At 68.1% G+C, this 21,019-nt stretch carries 19 protein-coding genes and 1 tRNA gene; 6 read left to right on the top strand and 14 right to left on the bottom strand.

Annotated elements, in window-relative coordinates; all coding sequences use genetic code 11:
- Positions 1 to 702: a histidine phosphatase family protein gene (locus ASH02_RS04750; RefSeq protein ID WP_056678164.1), complete on the bottom strand. Its 702-nt coding sequence runs from the start codon at positions 700 to 702 to the stop codon at positions 1 to 3.
- Positions 703 to 751: 49 nt separating this feature from the next.
- Here ASH02_RS04750 and corA point away from each other — a divergent pair, with 49 nt between their 5' ends.
- Positions 752 to 1,732, top strand: coding sequence for a magnesium/cobalt transporter CorA (gene corA, locus ASH02_RS04745; protein WP_056891122.1), 981 nt, complete (start codon positions 752 to 754; stop codon positions 1,730 to 1,732).
- A 246-nt stretch (positions 1,733 to 1,978) separates the two neighbouring features.
- Here the strand turns inward: corA and ASH02_RS04740 are convergent, their stop codons facing one another.
- Positions 1,979 to 2,257 carry a GIY-YIG nuclease family protein gene (locus ASH02_RS04740; protein WP_057294371.1) on the bottom strand — a complete coding sequence of 93 codons (279 nt, stop codon included), beginning with the start codon at positions 2,255 to 2,257 and terminating at the stop codon, positions 1,979 to 1,981.
- A 248-nt stretch (positions 2,258 to 2,505) separates the two neighbouring features.
- The gene (locus ASH02_RS04735) at positions 2,506 to 3,330 is read right to left on the bottom strand and encodes an undecaprenyl-diphosphate phosphatase (RefSeq protein WP_235530073.1); all 825 of its coding nucleotides are present in this window, start codon (positions 3,328 to 3,330) and stop codon (positions 2,506 to 2,508) included.
- A gap of 99 nt (positions 3,331 to 3,429) precedes the next feature.
- Here ASH02_RS04735 and ASH02_RS04730 point away from each other — a divergent pair, with 99 nt between their 5' ends.
- Genes ASH02_RS04730 through ASH02_RS04720 form a run of 3 tightly spaced genes read left to right on the top strand, consistent with a single transcriptional unit; the run spans position 3,430 to position 5,060 of the window.
- Positions 3,430 to 4,380: an aldo/keto reductase gene (locus ASH02_RS04730; protein WP_057294370.1), complete on the top strand. Its 951-nt coding sequence runs from the start codon at positions 3,430 to 3,432 to the stop codon at positions 4,378 to 4,380.
- Between the two features lie 4 nt (positions 4,381 to 4,384).
- Complete coding sequence (locus ASH02_RS04725; RefSeq protein WP_056678157.1) at positions 4,385 to 4,615, top strand: DUF5703 family protein; 231 nt, start codon at positions 4,385 to 4,387, stop codon at positions 4,613 to 4,615.
- Between the two features lie 43 nt (positions 4,616 to 4,658).
- Positions 4,659 to 5,060: a DUF4190 domain-containing protein gene (locus ASH02_RS04720; RefSeq protein ID WP_200959074.1), complete on the top strand. Its 402-nt coding sequence runs from the start codon at positions 4,659 to 4,661 to the stop codon at positions 5,058 to 5,060.
- A 31-nt stretch (positions 5,061 to 5,091) separates the two neighbouring features.
- Here the strand turns inward: ASH02_RS04720 and ASH02_RS04715 are convergent, their stop codons facing one another.
- From ASH02_RS04715 to ASH02_RS04700, 4 genes are all read right to left on the bottom strand, one after another.
- The gene (locus tag ASH02_RS04715; RefSeq protein WP_057294368.1) at positions 5,092 to 5,580 is read right to left on the bottom strand and encodes a cupin domain-containing protein; all 489 of its coding nucleotides are present in this window, start codon (positions 5,578 to 5,580) and stop codon (positions 5,092 to 5,094) included.
- Between the two features lie 77 nt (positions 5,581 to 5,657).
- Positions 5,658 to 6,305, bottom strand: coding sequence for a hypothetical protein (locus tag ASH02_RS04710; protein ID WP_057294367.1), 648 nt, complete (start codon positions 6,303 to 6,305; stop codon positions 5,658 to 5,660).
- A 115-nt stretch (positions 6,306 to 6,420) separates the two neighbouring features.
- A complete protein-coding gene (locus ASH02_RS04705) occupies positions 6,421 to 7,080 on the bottom strand; it encodes a hypothetical protein (protein WP_057294366.1) in 660 nt (219 codons plus the stop codon).
- 312 nt (positions 7,081 to 7,392) lie between these two features.
- A complete protein-coding gene (locus ASH02_RS04700; RefSeq protein ID WP_057294365.1) occupies positions 7,393 to 8,721 on the bottom strand; it encodes a M20/M25/M40 family metallo-hydrolase in 1,329 nt (442 codons plus the stop codon).
- A 78-nt stretch (positions 8,722 to 8,799) separates the two neighbouring features.
- On the opposite strand from ASH02_RS04700, the gene ASH02_RS04695 reads away from it, so the two are divergent.
- Positions 8,800 to 8,885, top strand: a tRNA-Leu gene (locus ASH02_RS04695).
- A gap of 57 nt (positions 8,886 to 8,942) precedes the next feature.
- Here the strand turns inward: ASH02_RS04695 and ASH02_RS04690 are convergent.
- Entirely contained in the window at positions 8,943 to 11,330 is a 2,388-nt protein-coding gene (locus ASH02_RS04690) for an outer membrane protein assembly factor BamB family protein (protein WP_082620801.1), read from the bottom strand.
- 78 nt (positions 11,331 to 11,408) lie between these two features.
- Here ASH02_RS04690 and ASH02_RS04685 point away from each other — a divergent pair, with 78 nt between their 5' ends.
- Positions 11,409 to 12,350, top strand: a complete 942-nt coding sequence (locus ASH02_RS04685) for a hypothetical protein (RefSeq protein WP_056891114.1) — start codon at positions 11,409 to 11,411, stop codon at positions 12,348 to 12,350.
- A 23-nt stretch (positions 12,351 to 12,373) separates the two neighbouring features.
- Here the strand turns inward: ASH02_RS04685 and ASH02_RS04680 are convergent, their stop codons facing one another.
- From ASH02_RS04680 to ASH02_RS04655, 6 genes are all read right to left on the bottom strand, one after another.
- Complete coding sequence (locus ASH02_RS04680; RefSeq protein WP_056678144.1) at positions 12,374 to 12,706, bottom strand: cupin domain-containing protein; 333 nt, start codon at positions 12,704 to 12,706, stop codon at positions 12,374 to 12,376.
- Between the two features lie 58 nt (positions 12,707 to 12,764).
- On the bottom strand, positions 12,765 to 13,496 hold the full coding sequence (narI, locus tag ASH02_RS04675; protein ID WP_056891113.1) for a respiratory nitrate reductase subunit gamma: 732 nt from the start codon (positions 13,494 to 13,496) through the stop codon (positions 12,765 to 12,767).
- Positions 13,493 to 14,197, bottom strand: coding sequence for a nitrate reductase molybdenum cofactor assembly chaperone (gene narJ / locus ASH02_RS04670; RefSeq protein ID WP_056678136.1), 705 nt, complete (start codon positions 14,195 to 14,197; stop codon positions 13,493 to 13,495). Before narJ ends, narI begins: the two co-directional genes overlap by 4 nt.
- Positions 14,194 to 15,843: a nitrate reductase subunit beta gene (gene narH, locus ASH02_RS04665; RefSeq protein ID WP_056891112.1), complete on the bottom strand. Its 1,650-nt coding sequence runs from the start codon at positions 15,841 to 15,843 to the stop codon at positions 14,194 to 14,196. The genes narJ and narH overlap by 4 nt, the downstream gene beginning before the upstream one ends.
- Before the next feature lie 60 nt (positions 15,844 to 15,903).
- Entirely contained in the window at positions 15,904 to 19,605 is a 3,702-nt protein-coding gene (locus ASH02_RS04660) for a nitrate reductase subunit alpha (protein WP_057294405.1), read from the bottom strand.
- A gap of 132 nt (positions 19,606 to 19,737) precedes the next feature.
- Positions 19,738 to 21,000: an MFS transporter gene (locus tag ASH02_RS04655; protein ID WP_235538983.1), complete on the bottom strand. Its 1,263-nt coding sequence runs from the start codon at positions 20,998 to 21,000 to the stop codon at positions 19,738 to 19,740.
- Positions 21,001 to 21,019 lie beyond the last annotated feature (19 nt).

Below are 21,019 nucleotides of genomic sequence, written 5' to 3'. Positions count from 1 at the left end.
CTATTCCGGTCCGGCGCCGCCGCCGACGACCGCATCGGTCCTGCGGCGGGAACGCTTCTTCCTGGCGGGTGCCAGCCAGCCGAGGTCGCCGTCGTGCGTGTTGGTGCCCAGCACGAACGGGCGGGTCGAGGTGTAGCGCACGATCGACAGCGACGCCGGGTCGACGTGCAGTCGCTGGAAGAGGTCGAGGTGCATGCCCAGGGCGTCGGCCAGCACCGACTTGATGATGTCCCCGTGGCTGACCGCCACCCACACGGCGTTCTCCCCGTGCTCGGCGGTGATCTCGGCGTCGAGGCGTCGTACGGCGGCCACGGAGCGTGCCATCATCGCGGTGAGCGACTCGCCGTTGGGGAAGGCCGCGGCCGAGGGCTGCTGCTGCACCGTGGACCACAGCTTCTCCTTGGCCAGGTCCTTGATCTGGCGGCCGGTCCAGTCGCCGTAGTCGCACTCGACGATGCCCCGCTCGGTGCGCACGTCCGGTCCCCCGGGTTGGGCTGCCGCGATCCGACGCGCCGTCTGTCGGCACCGCTCCAACGGGCTGCTGATGACCGCGGCCAGGGGCACTGCGGCGAGCCGGGTGGCCGCCCGGTCGGCCTGGGCCGTACCGGTGTCGTCCAGGCGGACGCCACCGGAGCGCCCGGCCAGCACACCACTTGTGTTCGCCGAGCTTCTACCGTGCCGGACCAGGATCACCGTTGCCATGCCCCGGACACTAGCCGGGAGATGCACAACCCGGCGTAGCCTCACACCCGTGATCGTCGACAACGCGCTCTACCGCAACGGAGTCAGGGTTCCCCTGGACTTCGACATCGCCGACCTCGCGTCCGTGCGGTCCCGCTGTTCCGGACCAGACAGCTTCGTGTGGGTGGGCCTGCTGGACCCGACCGAGGAAGAGCTCGTCGAGGTGGCCGAGGAGTTCGGCCTGCACAACCTCGCCGTCGAGGACGCCGTCAAGGCTCATCAGCGCCCCAAGCTCGAGAAGTACGACGACTCGCTCTTCATGGTGCTCAAGACGCTCTGGTACGTCGACGAGGAGGACGCCGTCGAGACCGGGGAGATCAACCTGTTCGTGGGCAGCGACTTCATCGTCTCGGTGCGCCACGGCGAGGGCTCCGAGCTGCACTCTTCGCGCTCCTACCTCGAGGGCAAGGCCGAGCTGCTCGTGCACGGGCCCACGGCCGTGGTGTACGCCGTGTGCGACCGGGTCGTCGACGGGTACGAACGGGTCGCGGCGAGCCTCGAGGAGGACGTCGACGAGGTCGAGGCGTCCGTGTTCGCCCCGGAGCGCACCGACGACTCCCCCAGGATCTACGTCCTCAAGCGCGAGCTGGCCGAGGTGCGCCGCGCCGTACTCCCCCTGCGAGACCCGGTACGCCGCGCGTCGACCGCGTCGGTCCCCGGGATGTCGGGCGAGGCGGCACCGTACTTCCGCGACGTCGGCGACCACCTGGCCCGGGTCGCGGAGACCGTGGACAACCTCGACTCGTTGCTCTCCTCTGCGTTCGAGGCGCAGCAGGCCCGCATCTCGGTCCAGCAGAACGAGGACATGCGCAAGATCTCGGCCGGCGTCGGCCTGGTCGCGGCACCCACCCTGGTCGGTGCGATCTACGGGATGAACTTCGACCACATGCCCGAGCTGCACTGGGCCTTCGGCTACCCGTTCGCGCTGTGCCTGATGGCGTTGAGCTCCCTGGTCGCCTTCATCTTCTTCAAGAAGTCCGGCTGGCTCTGACCGAGAGCTGAATCACTGGTCGACTGGTCTCGATACACCGGCTCGTTCCTCGCCGGCACTCGACCAACGAACCTGGCCCCGGTGGTCGAGTAGCGAGCGCGGAACTCTTCGGTGGTCGAGTAGCGAGTGCGGAACTCTTCGGTGGTCGAGTAGCGAGCGCCAGCGAGCGTATCGAGACCCGACCCCGTCGAGCCCGCCCCGGTGGTCGAGTAGCGAGCGCCAGCGAGCGTATCGAGACCCAGCAGCTCAGAACTTCTTGCGAGCCAAACCGGGCAGGTCTCCCCACCGCCCGTCAGCCAGCGCCTGGCGCTTCGAGCGGCTCCAGTTCTGGATCTGCTTCTCACGGGCAAACGCCAGCGCCACGTTCTCGAACTCCTCGTACCAAACGAGCTTCACGGGCAGTCGACGGCTGGTGTAGGCAGCGCCCTTGCCGACGTCATGCTGCTCGAGACGCCTTTCGAGATTGCGCGTGCTTCCGACGTAGAAGGTGTTGTCGGAACAGAGCAGCATGTAGGTGAAAGCCATGCCCCCAGCGTCCAAGTCTGGGAGTCGGTCTTCAACGGCCTTCACGGTGCCTGTGGATGGCGGGGTCTCGACACGCTCGCTGGCGCTCACTACTCGACCACCGAGGCTCCCTCCGGTGATCGAGTGCCGCCGAGGAACGAGGCGGTGTATCGAGATCACAGCTGCTGGGTCTCGATACGCTCGCTGGCGCTCACTACTCGACCAACGAAAGCGGCGCTCGCTGGCCGACCAACGAGGGGCTGCGAGGGTCAGGCGGCGATTGCGCCGCCGGCCAGCAGTGCCAGCACGAGGGCGCCAAGGCCGATCCTGTAGATCACGAACGGCAGGTAGGACTTGGTCGAGACGTAGCGCAGCAACCACGCGATCGCGGCGTACCCGACGATGAAGGAGACCACGGTCGCGGTGATCGTGGGGCCCCAGCCGTAGCTGTTCTCGCCGTGTGGGATCTCCTTGAGCTCGAAGAGTCCCGCGCCCACGACCGCGGGGATCGCCAGCAGGAACGCGAAGCGCGTCGCGGCCTCACGGTCGTAGCCCAGGAAGCGGCCCATCGAGATCGTCGCTCCCGAGCGGGAGACACCCGGGATCAACGCGCATGCCTGGGCGAAGCCGAGCAGACCGGCGTGCTTGAGGTTCATCTGCTTGATCGCACGCTCGCCCGAGCTCATCCGGTCGGCGATTCCGAGGATCACACCGAGGACGATCAGCGTCGTGCCGACGATCCAGAGGTTGCGGAAGTCCTTCTCGATGATGTCCTTGAGGAAGATGCCGAGGATCACGATCGGCACGGAGCCGACGATGACGTACCACCCCATGCGCGCGTCGATGTGCCCGCGATACTCCGGCTTGGCCAGCGACTTCACCCACATCGACGCGATCCGCCAGATGTCCTTGCGGAAGTAGATCAGCACGGCGAGCTCGGTGCCGATCTGGATCACTGCCGTGAACGCGGCGCCCGGGTCCTCCCAGCCGAAGAACTCGGGGAAGATCCGCAGGTGCGCGCTGCTCGAGATCGGCAGGAACTCGGTCAGGCCTTGGAGGACGCCGAGGAAGACGGCTTTGAGGAAGTCCAGCACGGCGCGAAGCCTACGTGCCGAGGTGCAGCACGCTCGTACGTCGTCCGCCACCGGCGTGCCTCGAGGGCGGTTTGCCCCGGTGTGGCTACCGTTGCGCCCATGCAGCAACGCACCCTGGGCTCGACCGGCCTCAAGGTTTCGCGGCTTGGTCTGGGGACTCTCACCTGGGGACGCGACACCGACGAGCACGAGGCCCGCGACCAACTGATCGCTTTCAGCGAGGCCGGAGGCACCTTCCTCGACACCGCAGCCGGGTACGGCGACGGGGCCTCCGAGGAGCTCATCGGCAGCCTGTTGGGCGATGTCGTGCCGCGCGACGACGTGGTCCTGGCCACCAAGGCCGGCATCTCCCGACGCCGCGGAGAGCGGGAGACCAACGTCTCGCGCGGCCACCTGATCTCCACCCTCGACCAGTCGCTGCGACGCCTCGGCGTCGACCACATCGACCTGTGGCAGGTGCACACCTGGGTCGACGGCACCCCGCTCGAGGAGACCCTGGGCGCCCTCGACTACGCGGTCGCCAGCGGTCGGGCGTCGTACGTCGGGGTCTCGAACTACTCCGGCTGGCAGACCGCGCAGGCGGCCACGTGGCAGCGTGCTGTCCCCGGCCGGGCCACGCTCGCCTCCACCCAGGTCGAGTACTCCCTGCTGAACCGCAACGTCGAGCACGAGGTCCTCGACGCCGCACGGGCCCTGGGTCTCGGCGTCCTGCCGTGGTCCCCGCTGGGCCGAGGGGTGCTCACCGGGAAGTACCGCAACGGCACGCCTGCCGACTCACGCGCCGCGTCCGCGCACTTCGCCAACTTCGTGGGCAACTACCTGGGCGAGCAGTCGAAACGCATCGTCGAGGCCGTGGTCCGTGCCGGCGAGGGTCTGGACTGGTCGCCCCTCGAGGTGGCCCTGGTCTGGGTCCGCGACCGTCCCGGAGTCACCGCCCCCATCGTCGGTGCCCGTACGGCGGCACAGCTGCAAGCAGCACTCGGCATCGACGAGCTGACCCTGCCAACCGAGATCGTCGAGGCCCTCGACGACGTGTCCGGAGGAGACTGATCGCATGGCCGAGACCGCGCGCAAGGCATTCCGCAAGAACGTGGAATGGGAGTACGACAGGCTCATCCTGCCGCGCGAGTTCAGCCGCAACGTGGTCACCCGCATGCTCGTCGAGCGCGCCGAGAAGGGTGGCTGGGAGTTGCGCAGCGTGCGCATCGGTCCCGACGGCGTACGCCGGGTGCTGCTGCGGCGCAAGATCATCCGTCAACCCCGCCCGGAGTTCTTCTACGTGTGAACGACGCCTCCGCTCACTCCTGCCGCATGGCATGCTCTGGGCCGTGAGCGAACAAGACCCGGGATCCGACACCCCTTCCTCGCCCGATCCCCAGACAGGCTGGGGAACGACGCCGTCCGGACCTCAGGGCGCGCCGCCGTACCTGCCGATGTACGGAGGTGGCTATCCGCCTCCCTACGGCTACCAGCAGTTCCCGCCTCCCCGTTCGACCAACGGCCTGGCCATCGCCTCACTGGTGCTCGGCATCCTGTGGATCTACTGGCTGGGTTCGGTCCTGGCGCTGGTGTTCGGCTACATCGCCCGCAGCCAGATCAAGGAGTCCGGCGGCCGGCAGGACGGCGAGGGCATGGCACTCGCCGGCATCATCCTGGGTTGGATCGGCGTCGGCGTACTCACCGTGGTGATCGGCGGCGGTGTCCTCATCGCCTTCCTCGACACTCCGTGACCAGCGTCAGGTAGCCGAGTCGACGATCGGCTCAGAGCCAGTAGTTGTCGTGCGCGAGATAGAAGGCGTCGCGCTCCTCGTCGGTCATGGTGAGGCCCTCACCCAGCTTCTTCAACGTCTCGAAGTAGGCCTCACGTGGCGCCCCCGGTGAGAAGTGCAGCAGCATCGAGGCCTTCTCCCCCGACTCGTTGCGGAAGCCGTGCACTCCCCCGGCCGGCACGTGCACGAAGTCGCCGGCACGGGTGTCCACCCACGCGTTGCCGTCGTAGATCTTCACCGTCCCGGAGAGGATGTAGAACGACTCGGAGATGGTCTTGTGGAAGTGCGGGTCGGGTCCGCTGACGCCTTCGGCGAAGTTCCACCGGTAGAGCCCGAACAGGCCGCCGGTGCTGGCGCCCGTGGCGAGGTAGTCGACCGTGCCCCCGCTTCGGTAGGTCAGCGTGGGGTCCTCGTCGTTGCGTCGCAACGTGGCGCTCTGCTCACCCTCGTCGCCGAAGTAGATCGGGTCTGGATAGGACATGGGTCGAGCCAAGCACGCCGATCAGGCAAGGTCGAGGAAATTACCGCCGGGCCCGGCACACCGCAGCTACGCAACTGTCAGGCGATGAGTTGCCAGTCGTCGGGTTCGGTCTCCTCCATGCCGAGGTCGAGTCCGGTGGTCAGCAGCAGGGCTGCGTGTTCGCGGTCGTCTCGGTGGTCGCTGAAGACCAGGGCTCCGATGCGTGGGTCCAGGTCGTGGGTGCCGGTGCCGTCGACGAGGCAGTACCGGTGGTGGGTGGTGCGCCAGACATAGGTGTCCGGCACAGGTTGTCGCACGCTCATCTGTCCGTGGGTCTTGATCCGGTGATGATTTCGGGTCATCGGGCCGGCGTTCTCGACACTGGTCTGCCCCGGCGATCCACCTGTGTCGTGGGAGCCGGGGTCGTAGGCACGGGTGTGGTCGATGTCCATCGCATGGGTGGTGTTGACCCCGTAGGGGTAGCAGTCGGTCGGCACCCGGGCCAGCACGGCTTCGCGCAGGTTGCCGGTGAACGCGTAGGAGTCCACCGGCGCGGTCACCCACGGGTCCAGCACCGGGCGGATCACCACCTGGCTCAACTGCAGCAGCTCGAGGGCCTCCGGCAAGGAGAGGGGGCCGTGGCCCTCCAGCCGCCCGACGCCCGCGGGGTGTCCGCCGTGGGCCTTGGCGTGGGCCAGGGCCTGCAATGCGTCCTCGGACAGGTGCAGGTGCAGCACCGTCGTCACCGGCGCCCACCGCGACCCACGACTGTGTGACGCCGGGGCACTCGACTGGTCCGCAGGTCTGTCAACCGGCTCGCGCTCATCGTCCGCGGTGTCGGGGGCGTCCGCGGGCTCGGGCTCATCGTTCGCGGGGGCCAGCGTCCTCATCGACGGCAGCGGCGTGGGCTGCGGCGATCAGGGCCAGCGCGGAGTCGGGGTTCGCGATCAGCAACCCCAACGCCCGCGAGCGGGCCACCGCCATCGAGTCCAGATCCTTGAGGTCGATCCCGGCCGCCAGGTCCTGGGCCAGCAGCAACTCCGCCAACCGCTGCACCTGTGCCTCGCCGATGACCGCGTCGGCGGCCGACAGCTTCGCGTACAGGCCCTTGAGACCACGCTGGTTGGACTTGTTGAACGCCACGGACCGCTTGCCCAGGTTGTCCTGCCGGTCCTCCTCGGCCGCCTGGGCCTCGGCAAGGAGCACCATCGACTCGACCTTCTCCAGCAACCGTGGCGCCGGCAACGACCCGACCACACCGGCCAACTCGAGGCCGATCAGCTCGGCCGCCTCAGGGTCCAGGCCCCGGGTCAGCACCGCGATCCTGCGCAGCACCCACACCTCGAACGCCGCATCGGTGAACGTCACCGCCCACAACGCCGGCAACCGGTGCCGCAGATCCAACGCATCCCCGATCCACGACCGTGCCGCCAACGGATGCACCCCCAAGCTGACCCCCAGCTCCGCGGTCGCGAACTCCGCCACTACCGGGGTCCCCTCACCACCGAAGACCTTGAACACCGGGTGACCCCGTCTGGCCCCCGGCTCATCACACGCACCATGACCCCGTGTCACCCGCTCATGGTCACCATGCAGGTCAGCCCAGTGCGCCGCATGATGCAACAACGCAACCTCTGCAACCCGACGAGCCACCACTGCAGACTCGACACCGGTGAGCGTGTCACCCGAGTCAAGATCCGTCAGAGCCGCTGCCGTCTGCATATCCAGAACTCAACACGGCACCACCGACAGTCAGGCCCCGAAACCAGCCCCACATCCCAGCATGCGGACAACGCGCAGAAACAGTTGCGTTGGCGTCCGGCTCGACCCACCTCAGGCGAGGTCGAGGAACTTGTCGAAGACCCGAGCGCCGAACTCGAGCGCGTCGACGGGCACCCGCTCGTCGACGCCGTGGAAGAGGGCGCCGAAGTCGAGCTCCTGGGGCAGACGCAACGGCGCGAAGCCGTAGGAGGTCATCCCGAGCTTGCGGAAGTGCTTGGCGTCAGTGCCGCCGGACATGAGGTACGGCGCGACGATGCCGTCCGGGTCCTCGGCCAGGATCGACTGCGTCATCGCATCGACGATGCGGCCGTCGTACGGCGAGTCCCAGGGCTGCTGCTTGGAGACGAACTCCCACGTGACGTGCTCGCCACACAGCTCGGCCAGGGTCGCGAAGAACTCGTCCTCGAAGCCCGGCAGGAAGCGGCCGTCGACGTGAGCCGAGGCCTCGGTCGGGATCACGTTCACCTTGTAGCCGGCGTTGAGCATCGTCGGGTTGGCGGTGTTGCGGATCACCGCGCCGAGCATGCGCGCCGAGCTCTCGAACTCAGAGACCAGGGCCTCCGCGTTCTCCGGGGTGGCCTCGGTGCCGGCGATGTCGGCGACCGAGGCAAGGAGCACCTCCATGGCCGGGGTCAGCCGCACCGGCCACTTGTGCGAGCCGATCCGCGCCACCGCGCCGGCCAACTCGGTCACCGCGTTGTCGTGGTTGATCATCGAGCCGTGGCCCGCACTGCCGCGGGCGGTCAGCTTCATCCAGGCCATGCCCTTCTCGGCCGCCTCGATCAGGTAGATCCGCTTCCCACGCACGGTCGTGGTGAAGCCGCCGACCTCGCCCACGGCCTCGGTGCAGTCGGCTATCTCGTCGGCGTGGTTGTCGATCAGGTATTCAGCGCCCTTGTGGCCACCAGCCTCCTCGTCGGCGGTGAAGCAGAGCACGACGGGTCGCGGCGGCAGTGCCCCCGCGCGGGCACGGGCCCGCACCACCGAGAGCGCCATCGCGTCGAAGTCCTTCATGTCGACCGCGCCACGGCCCCACACGTAGCCGTCGTGGACCTCGGCGGCGAACGGGTCGAACTGCCAGTCCTCCGCCGCGGCCGGTACGACGTCGAGGTGCCCGTGCAGCAACAGGGGTTCACCGGGACCGTCGCCCCACCTGGCGATCAGCGACGTTCGACCCGGCTCGGACTCGTAGAGGTTGCTCGAGATGCCCACCTCGTCGAGCAGCGCGGCGACGTGCTCGGCCGCCTTGCGCTCCCCCGGACCGTCGTCGTCCCCGTAGTTGGAGGTGTCGATTCGAATCAGGTCGCGGCAGATGTCGACCACCTCGGAGGACGGGTCGTACGCCGAGTTGTGGGCCGTCGTCGGGTCGGGTGCAGACATGTCCCCATCCTTGCATCCGTGCCCAGTGGGGCCGATGTGAGTTTTCGGCACGTCTCTTGCTACAGTTCTCCAGCACTCGTCCGGGTGGCGGAATTGGCAGACGCGCTAGCTTGAGGTGCTAGTGCCCGTATTAGGGCGTGGGGGTTCAAGTCCCCCCTCGGACACTGGAAAGGCCCCGGCTCCACGGGGCCTTTTCTTCATTTCAGGCACCGCCGCGGGCCCTACTTCCGGGTGGCGTCGAGCACCTTGCGGGTCATCCGGAGAGCGTCGCGCTCGACCTGCTCACCGAGGCCGGCGCCGTCGCGGGAGTACGACAGCTCGATGACCAGGTTGTCGGCGACCAGCAGGACCTCGCGCTCACTCAGGTCGTAGCCGTCGGCCGCCTCGGTCTGGTCCCAACGCGAGATCACGGCCTTCTCACCGAGGCCGCGCAATGGCTTGTCGTCGCGCGAGCGGCTTGCGGCGAACACCTTGCGGGCGACCGTCGACGCCGAGTCGCCGTCCAACGGGTTGCCACCGGCGGCGTACACGTGGACGGCGAGGTCCCCGATCGAGTCGTCCTGCTCCCAAGCGCAGTCGGCCAGGCGCGGGTCGGCGCCGGGCGGCGTCACCGAATGCCCCGCAGGCAGACCGAGTGACGCGGCGTCCGCGCGGAGCACCGCACACACGTCGCCCACCCGCCGGACTCGTCCCGGATCGGGCCGCTCGGTCGCGTCCAACGTCACTCCGAGCGAGGCGAGAACCTCGCGAGCAGCGGCCAGCGTGCCCGTCTCGATCCTGTTCAGCGAGGGCGGCGTGGCTTGGCGGTGCGCCACGTCGTAGCCGCCCTCGGCCTGCACCTCCACCACGACATTGCCGGCCCTCACCAGGAGATAGCTCCCCGTGGTGACACCGATCGAACCGGCGAAGCGGGTGCCCGACGTCGCATAGGCCTCGTCGCCGAGTCCGTCGACCTCGTGCGGAGCTCCGAGCCCCGGGTGCAGGATCCCACCTGTCAGGTCCGGGTTGAACTCCTTGCGCCACTGTGCGGCGACGGCGCGGGCCCCGTCGACGGCCGGCATCGTCTTCGGCTGGCCTTCTTCGTCCGTGGACTCCGTGGGGCGGGCGACGTGCACACTCACCCGAAGACTGCGGTCGGAGTAGCGCGGCTCGGCGGTCTCGGTCCAGGTGCAGTTCGCCGGGGCCGGCAACGCCGCGCTGGCCCGGAGCCCCAGGGTGCGCAGCGTCTGGCGGCCGACCTCCGCGCACGGTTCTGACATCGGATCCGGACGTACGTCGCCCTCTGCCCAGGCCGGCTCTGTTCCCGGCAGCTTCACGTCGGGGTCCGCCGCCTCGAGCTCGTAGGCCTCCAGGGTGCCCCTGCCCTGCCCCAGCAACAGACCGTCCGACACCTGCCAGGTGACGGCCTGCGACTCGTCCTCGTCGATCCGACCTGCCGTCCCTGCATCCTCGCCGGTGCGCAGGTTCCACCGGGCGAGCCAGATCTCGAACGAACGGCCGTCGTCACGCATCCGGCGCTCCGTGACCACCACGCCCTCCGAGTCGACTCCGGCCACGGCGGAGGAGGCGTAGTGCGGTGAAAGCGTGTTTGCAGAGACCGCGCGCGACCAGAGCTCCCGGCCCGTCGTCACGTCGTACGCGTAGACCCTGCGTGGCGCGCCGGTCGGGCTCTTGGGCGAGGTGTCGTAGGTGCCCACCATCACTCCGTCTGCGGTCCCCAGCGGCGTGAAGAAGCCCCGGTATGCGCCGAGCTGAAGGCCCACCGTGGCCCCGGGGCGGCCGTGCGCCCGCGAGTGGCGGCGCATCAGCGTGTGGCCGTCCTCGCGCAGCGCAAGGATCAGTGGTGAGGAGCTGACCACTGCTCCGGCGTCCAGGCCGCTGTCCTGTCGTGACCTCGTACGCCGCCACAGGAGCTTGCCGGAGTCCGCGTCGTACAGCTCGAAGGAAGCAGCACCGTCCCAGGGCGGGATGAAGCCGGTGCCGTGGTCATCAGGGGTCGCCTCGGTGGCCGGGTCGTGCCACACCGCGATGACCTGGCCGTCCGAGTCCGCCTCGTTGGCGCAGGCAACGTCATGGGGCGACAGCACGCCGAGGCGGTGCCCGTCCTTCAACGAGAGGCGGGTGACCTGTCCGCAGAACTGGATCACGGTCACGGTCCTGTCACCGATGCTCGCCACGACATTGCCGGAGTCGTACTGCTTCGAGATCGACGGGATGTGCGCCCGCCACTGGGCCGTGCCCTTCTCACTGTCGATCACCACCACGTCGCGACATCCTTCACCGAACACGACCACCACGTCTCCGGCGGCATTCGGCTCACCTGCGGAGCAGCCCTGCGGGATCGGCCGGTTCCAGACCACGTCACCAGACACCGGGTCCAGGGCCGTCACCGATTCCTGGCTGACCTGCAACAACCGATCGCCTCGGCGGAAAACCGCGACACCGAACGTCGTCTCGGTTGCCTTCGCGACCCAGGCTGGTTCCAGGGGATTCGGCAGGGACACCTTCGACGAGTCGTCCTTCTTGTCGTCCGTCGAGGCGCACCCGGACAGCGCGACCGTGAGTGCGACGACGGTTGCGAGACCTGCGCGGGCCATCCGGAGTGACATGGCGAGCCTCTACCCGTGAAGGCGCGGCCCGAAACGACGAAGGGTTTTGGCGCCGAAAAGTCGGCAACACTGCTGGCCATGTCATCCGAGACCTCGACCCCCACAGCCGTCGACCCCGTCGCGCGGCAGCTCAACGCGGCCTTCCTTGCCGGGCTCGTGCTGCTGGTGCCGGTGCGCGGCGCGCTGGGCACCACGACGTACGACGCCTTGTTCTACTGGACCCTCGCCGGACTGGTGATCATGGTCGCCTTCGGCTTCGTGCTGCGGGTCACGCAGGTGCCCCAGGCGCTCGGCATCGTGCTGACCACGTCCGGCATCTACACGGTGAGTGTCGTGATCGCCCTGGCCATCGTGGGCAACCTCGGCGATCCCGGCAGCGACACGACGGTCACGTTGATGGCGGGCATTCCGGCAGCGGCGGTCGCCGCACCGGCCACGACGGCCGTCGTGCACTGGACCAGCGACAACACCGGAGCCACGGCGGTCGGCGCCGTGTGCGCGGTGCTCGGCCTGACCATCGCGATCAGCGCCGGCCCCTCCATCGGCGAGCTGCTCGACGACGCGCGTGAGCAGGCGGCCGATGCCAGGGCGTTCGAGGAGGCGGGCCTGTCGCCGTACCTCCCCGAGATCGACGGGATGGTCCCGGAGTACGACGGCAAGTTCACCTCGACTGCTGAGGGCTCGCACGCGGTGGTCGGCTACAGCATGACCTACGAGCAGGAGTCCAGCGGCGAGCAGAGCTGGGACGCCGCGTCGATCTCGCTGAACGTGCTCCGCCCCGAGGGCGCCGCCTGCGAGGAGATCAGCGACTACCTCGCCTGCATCGAGAGCGACGGCTACGTCATCACGGAACGTGACGGTGTCGCGGATGCGGTCAGCGCCGACGTCGGCGGCATGCGGCTCACCGCCACGGTGCGCGAAGGCACCGGCGACGTGCCTGACATGGACGCGATCGGCCGCGCCCTGGTCGGCGCCGACGAGGTCGAGTGGGACGAGGTCGTCAGCCTCGACCAGGAGTAGGGCTGAACCGTCCGGTGCGCGGGTCAGCCTCGCTTGGCCACGGTCAGCAGGACCACGGAGTCCTCAACGGCCTCGAGGGCATGACGGGAGTCGGGGATGAACAGGAGGTCACCGGGTGAGCCGTTCCACCGGTTCTCACCGGCCACGAGCGTGATGCGGCCGTGGAGGACCTGGAGCGTGGCCTCGCCGGGGTTCTCGTGCTCGTCCAGGTTGCTCCCTGCCCGTAGTGCAACGAGGGTCTGGCGAAGGACGTGTTCGTGACCTCCATAGATCGTGTGGGCACTGCGACCGCTCGACGCGCTGGCAGCGGTCTTCAGGTGCTGGCGGACCAGTGCGGTCAGTGATTCCTTCTGCACGGCGTCTCCTCAATGTTGGATGGATCATTGGTTGATCGCCCCCGGCGATTCTTCGACCTCATTTGTTGATCCGGTCCCAGCCGCGGCGCGGAGTGTGGCTGCCCAGCTGTTGGTCGTCACGACTGCGGTAGACGATGTAGGGGCGGGTGAGATAGCCGACCGGGGCACTGAACACGTGCACCAGGCGGGTGAATGGCCACAGCGCGAAGAGGCCGAAGGCCACCAGCGCGTGCAGCTGGAAGCCGAGGGGTGCGTCTGCCATGAGGCCGGCATCCGGTTGGAAGGCAAGGAAAGAGCGGTACCAGACCGAGACGCCCTCCCGGTAGTTGTACTCCCCGCCGAGCGTGAAGATCGAGCCGGCGATGGTGTTCCACATCCCCAGGAGGATCGCTGCCCCGAGGAAGAGGTACATGACCTTGTCCATCGCGGTGGTGGCCGAGAAGACCGGTCCCACGGTGCGCCGGCGGTAGATCAGGATGGCCATCCCGACGACTGCCATGACGCCCGCCACGAGGCCCCCGGTGACGGCGACGACGTGGTAGAGGTGGTCGTCGATGCCGACCGCCTCCGTCCAGGACCGTGGCACGAGGAGACCGATCACGTGGCCTCCGACGACCCCGAGCATGCCGAAGTGGAACAGCGGGCTACCGATGCGCAGCAGCTTCCGCTCATAGAGCTGCGACGAGCGCGTCGTCCAGCCGAACTTGTCGTAGTGGTAGCGCCACGCGTGACCCAGGACGAACACCGTCAGACAGACGTAGGGCACCACGACCCACAGGAACGTGCTCATCGGCGGGCTCCGGGGAACGACGGCATGGGCAACAGGGTGGGCGACTCGTCCGGCGCACCGGGGCTGAACGCCGGCGTGGCGAAGGGTGCCAGGCCGACCTCCTCCTCGGGAGGTCCTTCGGCGGCCAGCCGGCGTACGGCGTCACGCTCGTCGCCCCGCAACGGGGGCAGCGTGGCGGTGACCGCATCGAGTACGTCGGCCCAGGGCTTGCGCATGTCGCGCAACGAGATCCGCAGCAGCTCGAGTCCCGCCCGGTGGTCGAGCATGAGCCCTCGGCCGAGCGCCTGGTCACAGGTGGCGGCGTACTCCAGGACCACGGCCAGGTGGTCCGGCAGCTCGGACTCGTCGAGCACGAACCCCGAGTCGAGGTAGGTCTGCTTGAACCTGAGCAGCGCCATCCCCCGTTTGCGCGTGTCGCCGTGGGCGAAGTAGGTGAGGAAGAGGTTGCAGCGCCGGCGGTTGTCGAAGGTCTCTACGTAGTCCTCCTGGACCTGGTCCAGCGGGGTGGTGCGGAGGTGCACCACGAACCTGCGGAGGGGGTCGCCGACGGCGGCCGGCAGCTCGTGCGAGGCGGCGTCGACGAGGTCGAGCTGCCCGAGGAGATGCTCGTCGGGATAGCCGAGCAGGAGCGACGTCGACTGCCAGACGACCGTCAGCTGCTCGGTCGTCAACGACGAGCGACGGTTCCGCAGGCGGCTCACGAGTCCGGTCCCTTCGGCGGGAACAGTCCGGGAGGGGACCCCTTGCCGTCCCAGTTGAGCAGGTTCACCCGGGCGCGCTTGTTCTCAGGCCCGGCGAGCGAGTCGGAGGTCTGCCGGTCCTGCAGCATCTCGAAGTTCTCCACGGCGATCGGTGTCGGCGTTCCGGAGCCCTCGCCGAAGAGGTCGTGCTGCCCACCGCCGTACTCACTCACCGCGCACTCCGTGCCGAGCTCCTCGAGCGAGTGCGCCTGCTCGGTGTGCGCCGACGGGATGACGTAGCGCTCGTCGTACTTGGCGATCGCGAGGAGTCGGTACATGTCGTACATCCCCTCCTCGCTCATCCCGACCGCGGCCGGGATCGAGGCGTCGGGCTCTCGGCCCATGTTGATGTCGCGCATGTAGCAGCGCATCGCGGCCAGCTTCTTGAGCACGGCATCGACCGGTGCGACGTCTCCGGCGGTGAACAGCTCGGCGAGGTACTCGACCGGGATCCGCAGCGCGTCGATGGCAGCGAAGAGGTTGCCCTTGTCCTCGGCGTCCTCCCCCGTCTCCTGGACCACGTCGACGACCGGCGACAGCGGCGGGATGTACCAGACCATCGGCATGGTGCGGTACTCCGGATGCAACGGCAGGGCCACCCGGAAGGTGTTGATCAGTGCATAGATCGGTGAGCGCTGCGCGGCATCGATCCAGTCACGGGCGATGCCCGCCTTCTCGGCCTCGCGCATCACCTCGGGGTCGAACGGGTCGAGGAAGACATCGCGCTGGGCCTCGTAGAGCCCGTGCTCGTCCTCCGTCGAGGCCGCCTCGAGCACCTTGTCGGCGTCGTACAGCATCAGGCCGATGTAGCGCAGTCGGCCGACACACGTCTCGGCACACACGGTGGGCAGGCCCACTTCGATGCGCGGGAAGCAGAACGTGCACTTCTCCGCCTTGCCGGTGCGGTGGTTGAAGTAGATCTTCTTGTAGGGGCAGCCGGAGACGCACTTGCGCCAGCCGCGGCACTTGTCCTGGTCGACCAGGACGATGCCGTCCTCCTCGCGCTTGTAGATCGCGCCGCTGGGGCACGATGCCGCGCACGACGGGTTCAGGCAGTGTTCGCAGATCCGCGGCAGGTAGAACATGAAGGTCTGCTCGAACTCGAACTTCACCTTGTCGGCGATCTTGGCCAGCATCGGATCGCGGTGCGCGGTCTCGGTGGAGCCGCCCAGGTCGTCGTCCCAGTTGGCCGACCACGAGATCTTCATGTTCTTGCCGCTGATCAGGGACTTCGGGCGGGCGACCGGCGTGTGCTCCTGCGCGGGGGCGTCGGTGAGCGTGGCGTAGTCGTAGGTCCACGGCTCGTAGTACTCGTCGATCGAGGGCAGCTTGGGGTTGGAGAAGATGGTCACGAGGCTCTTGAAGCGTCCACCGCCCTTGAGCTTCATCCGACCGTTCTTGTTGAGCTCCCAGCCGCCCTTCCACTTCGTCTGGTCCTCGTACGTCCGCGGGTAGCCGAGTCCGGGCCGGGTCTCCACGTTGTTGAACCAGATGTACTCGGTGCCCGAGCGGTTGGTCCACGCCTGCTTGCAGGTGACCGAGCAGGTGTGGCAGCCGATGCACTTGTCGAGGTTCATCACCATCGCCATCTGCGCCATCACACGCATGTCAGTGCCCCCTCGGTGGTCGAGTGACGCGAGCGCCAGCGAGCGTCGTATCGAGACCCATCAGTACGTCACGTCCTGGCTGCGCTTGCGGATGATGGTGACCTCGTCACGTTGGTTGCCGGTGGGACCGAGATAGTTGAACGCGTACGTCAGCTGGGCGTAGCCCCCGATCAGGTGGGAGGGCTTCACCAAGAGCCGGGTCAGCGAGTTGTGGATGCCCCCTCGCTTGCCGGAGGTCTCCGCGAGCGGTACGTCGATGAGCCGGTCCTGGGCGTGGTACATGTACACGGTTCCCTCGGGCATCCGGTGCGACACGATCGCCCGCGCCACGACGACGCCGTTGCGGTTGACCGCCTCGATCCAGTCGTTGTCCTTGATACCAACCTTCACTGCGTCCCGGTCGCTCATCCAGATGTTCTGCCCGCCGCGCGAGAGGGACAGCATGAACAGGTTGTCCTGGTATTCGGAGTGGATCGACCACTTGTTGTGCGGGGTCAGGTAGCGCACGGTCAGCCCCTCGACCTGGCCGTTCGAACCGTCGGACACGTCGCCAAGGACAGGCTCCGCGAAGAGAGCCGCCATGTTGAGCGGCGGACGGTAGATCGGCAGGCCCTCGCCGAGCTCGGTCATCCAGTCGTGGTCGAGGTAGAAGTGCATCCGTCCTGTCAGCGTGTGCCACGGCTTCTTGCGCTCCACGTTGATGGTGAACGGCGAGTAGCGCCGGCCACCGGTCTCGGAGCCCGACCACTCCGGTGAGGTGATCACCGGCACCGGCGGGCCCTGGGTGTCGGCGAAGGTGATCTGCTTGCCCTCGTGCTCCTCGGCCAGGTCGGCCAGTCGCACGCCGGTGCGCTTCTCGAGCGTCTTGAAGCCCTGGGTGGCCAGGTGTCCGTTGGTGGTCCCGGACATCGCGAGGATCGCCTCGCAGACGTTGATGTCCTTCTTCAGCGACGGTCGACCATCGGCGACACCACCGCGAACGGCGCCGTTCTTCGCCCGCAGGTAGTCGACCTGCTTGCCGAGCTCGAACGTGACTCCCTTGGTGGTGGCGCCGAGGGTGTCGACCAGTGGCCCAAGCGCGTTCATCTTCTCGTGGACCGCACCGTAGTCGCGCTCGACCTCGACCAGCTTGGGCATCGTGACGCCCGGGATCGGCTCGCACTCGCCCTTCTTCCAGTCGCGTACGACGCCGTGCGGGTTGGCCATCGCGTCCGGGGTGTCGTGCGTCAGTGGCACCGCCACGACGTCCTTGCGCACACCGAGGTGAGTGGTGGCCAGGTAGCTGAACTTCTCCGCGATCGTCTGCCACGCGTCCCAGTCGGTGCGGGTCTGCCACGGCGGTGCGATCGCCGGGTTGAAGGAGTGCACGAACGGGTGCATGTCGGTGGTGTTGAGGTCGTGCTTCTCGTACCAGGTCGCCGCCGGCAGGACGACGTCCGAGAAGATCGTCGTGCTGGTCTGCCGGAAGTCGATCGTCATCAGCAGGTCGAGCTTGCCCTCGGGCGCAACGTCTCGCCACGTCACGTCGACGGGGCGTTGGTCCTCGGGTGTCTCGGTCGCCCGCACCGACGAGTCGGTGCCGAGCAGGTGCTTGAGGAAGTACTCGTTGCCCTTGCCCGACGAGCCGAGCAGGTTGGCCCGCCAGATCGACAGGATCCGCGGGTAGTTCTGTGGCGCGTCGGGATCCTCGCCGGCGAAGTCGAGCTCGCCGGACTTGAGCTGCTCGACGACGTACTCCCCCACCGGCTTGCCGGCCGCAGCGGCATCGTCGCTGAGGTCGAGAGGGTTCCGGTCGAAGGTGGGGTACGACGGCATCCAGCCCATCCGCGCGCTCTGCGCGATGACATCGGCCGTGGACTTCCCCGCGAGCTGACCCTTGCCGGTGGTCGCGCTGAGGGTGTCGGCCCCGAACTGGTCGTAGCGGAACTGGTTGGTGTGGAGGTACCAGTACGCCGTCTGGATCATGTTGCGCGGTGGGCGGTTCCAGTCGAGGGCGTTGGCTATCTGGGTGTAGCCGGTGAGGGGCCGCACCTTCTCCTGCCCGACGTAGTGTGCCCAGCCACCGCCGTTGACGCCCTGGCAGCCGGTGAGGTTGGTGAGGGTGAGGAAGGCGCGGTAGATCGTGTCGGAGTGGAACCAGTGGTTGGTCCCCGCGCCCATCACGATCATCGATCGGCCCTTGGACTCCTCGGCGTTGGCGGCGAACTCGCGGCCGATGCGGGCGGCGGTCGAGGCTGGTACGCCGGTGATGGCCTCCTGCCACGCGGGTGTGTACGGCGACTCCGCGTCGTCGTAGCCGCTGGCCCACTCCCCCGGCAGCCCGTCCCGGCCGACGCCGTACTGCGCGAGGAGCAGGTCGAAGACGGTGGTGACCAGGTGGCCGTCGACGCGTCGGACCGGCACACCGCGTGGCAGGTCGGCGGCCGCGCCGTCTGGGGTGTCGAAGCGCGGCATCCGCACCAGCACGGTCTCGCCGTCGGTGCCGGCGTCGAGGAGTGAGAGCCGCGGGTCGACGTCACCGAGCTCGAGGTTCCACTTGCCGACGCCGGACTCGCCGAAACGGTGCCCGAGCGAGCCGTTCGGCACCACCGGCTCACCGGTGCGTGCGTCGATCAGGACGGTCTTGAACGCGGCGTTCTCCTCGTCCTCGTCGGTCGCGGCCAGGTCTGCCGCGGTCAGGAACTTGCCCGCCGTGAACTCGCCGTCGGCCGCCTCGTCGAGCTTCACCAGGTAGGGCAGGTCGGTGTAGGACTTGACGTACTCCGTGAAGTACGGCGTCTGCCGGTCGACGAAGAACTCCTTGAGCACCACGTGACCCATCGCCATGGCCAGTGCCGCATCGGTGCCCGGCTTGGCGGGCAGCCACTCGTCGGCGAACTTCACGTTGTCCGCGTAGTCCGGCGCTACCGCGATCACCTTCTGGCCGCGGTAGCGGGCCTCCGCCATCCAGTGCGCGTCGGGTGTGCGGGTGACGGGGAGGTTGGAGCCCCACATGATCAGGTAGCCGGCGTTCCACCAGTCACCGGACTCGGGCACGTCGGTCTGGTCGCCGAACACCTGGGGTGAGGCGACCGGCAGGTCGGCGTACCAGTCGTAGAAGCTGAGCATCGAGCCGCCGATGAGGTTCACGAACCTGGCCCCCGAGGCGTGGGAGACCATCGACATCGCCGGGATCGGCGAGAAGCCGGCGACCCTGTCGGGTCCGTACTTCTTGATCGTGTGGACGTGGGCCGCGGCCACGATCTCACTGGCCTCCTCCCACGTGGCCCGGACCAGGCCGCCCTTTCCGCGGGCCGACTTGTAGGCCTTGGCCCGCAGCGGGTTCTCGACGATGTGCTCCCACGCCTTGACCGGGTCACCGTCGTGCTGGGCCTTGGCCTCGCGGAACATCTGGAGCAGGACTCCACGCACGTAGGGATAGCGAACCCGGGTCGGCGAGTAGGTGTACCAGGAGAACGCCGCGCCACGCGGGCAACCGCGGGGTTCGTACTCCGGGGAGTCCGGACCCACCGACGGATAGTCGGTCTGCTGCGTCTCCCAGGTGATGATCCCGTCCTTGACGTAGACCTTCCACGAGCACGAGCCCGTGCAGTTCACGCCGTGCGTGGAGCGGACCACCTTGTCGTGGCTCCAGCGGTCCCGGTAGAAGTCGTCCGCGTCGCGACCACCGGTCCTGTGCACGGTGCGCAGGTCGTCGGAGACCTTGTCCTTCGTGAAGTAGCGGCGGGTGCGCAGCAGAGCGTCGCTCAGGCCACCGTCGATTCCCGCCGCGTTCCGCTTGCGTTGCTTCGGTTCCACTTCGTTGCTCACGCGGCATTGCCTTTGGTCGTCTGCGGGTGAGGTGCTTCGGACCGTACGTCTCGGACCCTACTCCCAGGGTCCGGTGGCGTCTGGTCATCCATGGGCGGGCTCGTGCGCCCTTGCGGTGTGGGCGACCACGGTGAGCGTCAACGCCAGCGCGAGCGCAGCAGTCGCGGACAGCATCCACAGGCCGATGGCGTAGGAGTCCGTGCGGCCGTAGATGTAGCCCATGATCAACGGCGGCAGGAACCCGCCGAGACCGCCGGCCGCGCCCACCATTCCGGTCACGCCACCGACCCGTGACTGCTCGGTCACTCGTGCGACCAGTGCGAAGGTCGCGCCGCTCCCGGCTCCGAGGGCCGCGGCCATGGCCAGGAACGAGATTGTGCCGACGTGCTCGAGGAGGGGTTGGGTCGCGGTGATGCCGGCACCGATGACCACGACGCCGTAGCCGGTGGCAAGGACCGGGACAGCTCCGAACCGGTCCGAGAGCCAGCCTCCGACCGGTCGCATGATGACCGCGACGACGACGAAGCCGGCCATCCGGTTCGCGGCGTCGGCAGGGGTCAGCTCGTAGGCCACCTTGAGGTACGACGGCAGGTAGACCGAGAACGCGACGTAGCCGCCGAAGGCCACGGCGTAGAGCAGGCTGGCCTGCCAGGTGATCGGAAGTCGTGCCGTCGCCGACAGGCGTTGCACCAGTGGCGTGGTGGGAACGGTGCGTCCCGGCGCATCGCGAAGCACCAGCCACGCGGCGACGGCGTACACCGCGAGCGCTGCGGCCATGATGAGGAACGGAGCCCGCTCACCGACGTTGGTGTAGAGCTTCACGGTGGTCAGTGCGCTGATGGCCGTGCCACCCATGCCGGCACCGAAGATGCCGACGGCGAGGCCGCGTCGCTCCGGCGGGAACCACGCATTGACGAACGGGACGCCCACCGCGAACGCGGTGCCACCGATGCCGAGGAAGAAGCCACCGAAGAGGAGTGCGGCGTAGGACGTCTGGGCGAAGAAGCCGATGAACAGCACCGGCACGATGGTGGCGGCCGAGACCAGGGGGAACATGGCTCGTCCCCCGAAGCGGTCGGTCAGGGCGCCGACCACGATTCGGCCCAGCGATCCGACGACGACCGGTACGGCGACCAGCAGGGCGACGTCGGACTCCGTCAGCGCGCCGAGCGTCCCCTTGTCGCGGAACAACGGCCCAAGGGGGCTGAGCAGTGCCCAGGCCCAGAAGTTGACCGCGAAGCCGAGCGTGGCCACGGCCAGCATCAGCCAGGGCGAACCTGTCGTCTCGCGCGGCGACCCGTCACCCGTGGTCCTGGACTGGATGCTGCTCGTCGTTGGTGTGTGCACACATCCACCTTCGCAACGC

This window comes from Nocardioides sp. Soil796, from assembly GCF_001429525.1.
Lineage (GTDB): Bacteria > Actinomycetota > Actinomycetes > Propionibacteriales > Nocardioidaceae > Nocardioides.
The sequence above is the reverse complement of the archived record's forward strand: the minus strand, read 5'-3'. Positions and strand labels throughout refer to the sequence as shown.

What these genes read in the sequence shown, in the direction of transcription:
- ASH02_RS04750 (WP_056678164.1), bottom strand. Translation starts at nt 702, where the DNA reads ATGGCAACGGTGATCCTGGTCCGGCACGGTAGAAGCTCGGCGAACACA.
- ASH02_RS04740 (WP_057294371.1), bottom strand. Translation starts at nt 2,257, where the DNA reads ATGGCTTTCACCTACATGCTGCTCTGTTCCGACAACACCTTCTACGTC.
- ASH02_RS04730 (WP_057294370.1), top strand. Translation starts at nt 3,430, where the DNA reads ATGCAGCAACGCACCCTGGGCTCGACCGGCCTCAAGGTTTCGCGGCTT.
- ASH02_RS04725 (WP_056678157.1), top strand. Translation starts at nt 4,385, where the DNA reads ATGGCCGAGACCGCGCGCAAGGCATTCCGCAAGAACGTGGAATGGGAG.
- ASH02_RS04715 (WP_057294368.1), bottom strand. Translation starts at nt 5,580, where the DNA reads ATGTCCTATCCAGACCCGATCTACTTCGGCGACGAGGGTGAGCAGAGC.
- ASH02_RS04700 (WP_057294365.1), bottom strand. Translation starts at nt 8,721, where the DNA reads ATGTCTGCACCCGACCCGACGACGGCCCACAACTCGGCGTACGACCCG.
- ASH02_RS04690 (WP_082620801.1), bottom strand. Translation starts at nt 11,330, where the DNA reads ATGTCACTCCGGATGGCCCGCGCAGGTCTCGCAACCGTCGTCGCACTC.
- ASH02_RS04685 (WP_056891114.1), top strand. Translation starts at nt 11,409, where the DNA reads ATGTCATCCGAGACCTCGACCCCCACAGCCGTCGACCCCGTCGCGCGG.
- narI (WP_056891113.1), bottom strand. Translation starts at nt 13,496, where the DNA reads ATGAGCACGTTCCTGTGGGTCGTGGTGCCCTACGTCTGTCTGACGGTG.
- narH (WP_056891112.1), bottom strand. Translation starts at nt 15,843, where the DNA reads ATGCGTGTGATGGCGCAGATGGCGATGGTGATGAACCTCGACAAGTGC.